The organism is Vibrio sp. Vb0937, from assembly GCF_033338855.1.
In genome coordinates this window covers 1-1,075 of the sequence record NZ_JAWOTK010000420.1, presented here as the reverse complement: position 1 = coordinate 1,075, position 1,075 = coordinate 1, and the positions used below count along the sequence as shown (strand labels likewise).

The following is a 1,075-nucleotide window of genomic DNA, read 5'->3' as shown; positions in this document are numbered from 1 at the left end:
TGTCGAAATGGAAGCGCTCACTGCAGCTTCCGTCGCTGCACTAACGATTTACGATATGTGTAAAGCAGTACAAAAAGACATGGTCATTGGTCAAGTTCGTCTATTAGAGAAGACGGGTGGCAAATCTGGACATTTCAAGGCGGAATCATGATTAAAGTACTTTTCTTTGCTCAAACCCGCGAGCTAGTGGGTATCGACAGCGTTGATTTGGACGGCCAGTTCGATACGGTCGAAGCCGTTCGCGCACATCTTGTCGAAGCGGGCGCAGAAAAAGCAGGCAAGTGGGATTTGGCGCTTGAGCCAGGCAAGCTGCTTGCTGCAGTGAACCAATCGATCGTCCCACTGGATACACAAGTAAAAGCAGGTGACGAAGTTGCGTTTTTCCCACCGGTAACGGGAGGCTAAGATGGATCCTCGTGTTTCTGTACAAGTTGAAGACTTTTCTGTTGATCAAGAATATCAACGCTTGTCGAAAGGCACTGCTGCTGGTGCGGTCGTGACCTTTATTGGTAAAGTCAGAGATATGAACCTTGGTGATAACGTGATTGGACTGCACCTAGAGCATTATCCGGGCATGACGGAAAAGAGCTTGAGCGATATTTGTGATGAAGCGGAAGCTCGCTGGCCACTGCTTGGCGTGCGTGTGATTCATCGTGTGGGTGATATGGACAGCGGCGACCAAATTGTATTTGTGGGCGTTTCTAGTGCGCATCGCGGCGCGGCATTTGATGCGTGCGAGTTCATTATGGACTACCTGAAAACCAAAGCACCGTTTTGGAAAAAGGAGCGCACAACTAACGAAGATCGTTGGATTGAATCGCGCGACACCGATCATCAAGCAGCGCAGCGCTGGGGAAAATAGAACCAGCTACTCGTTTTGACAAAAAATAAAAAGCTAAGTGTTAATCGCACTTAGCTTTTTTTGTATTTCGCTATTTGTTCAACCATATTGAAACGGTTCAATACTGCGATTCCTATCTTCGAAAACACCCGTGTTTTATCTCGGTGATATTGTTCACAATAAAAAATATCGAGCAATATATAAACGATTATTTGTTAGACTTCGTTTGTCACA

Annotated in this window: 3 protein-coding genes; all 3 read left to right on the top strand. The window is 46.2% G+C overall.

The annotated features are described in order from the left end of the window. On the top strand, positions 1 to 151 hold a 151-nt coding region (locus tag R7P67_RS26195; RefSeq protein ID WP_318086503.1), incomplete at its 5' end, for a cyclic pyranopterin monophosphate synthase MoaC. Next, positions 148 to 405, top strand: coding sequence for a molybdopterin synthase sulfur carrier subunit (gene moaD / locus R7P67_RS26190; RefSeq protein WP_005461535.1), 258 nt, complete (start codon positions 148 to 150; stop codon positions 403 to 405). The genes R7P67_RS26195 and moaD, both read left to right, overlap by 4 nt. A 1-nt stretch (position 406) precedes the next feature. Then, positions 407 to 862 carry a molybdopterin synthase catalytic subunit MoaE gene (moaE, locus tag R7P67_RS26185; RefSeq protein ID WP_318086502.1) on the top strand — a complete coding sequence of 152 codons (456 nt, stop codon included), beginning with the start codon at positions 407 to 409 and terminating at the stop codon, positions 860 to 862. The last annotated feature ends 213 nt before the right edge of the window (positions 863 to 1,075 follow it).

What these genes read in the sequence shown, in the direction of transcription:
- moaD (WP_005461535.1), top strand. Translation starts at nt 148, where the DNA reads ATGATTAAAGTACTTTTCTTTGCTCAAACCCGCGAGCTAGTGGGTATC.
- moaE (WP_318086502.1), top strand. Translation starts at nt 407, where the DNA reads ATGGATCCTCGTGTTTCTGTACAAGTTGAAGACTTTTCTGTTGATCAA.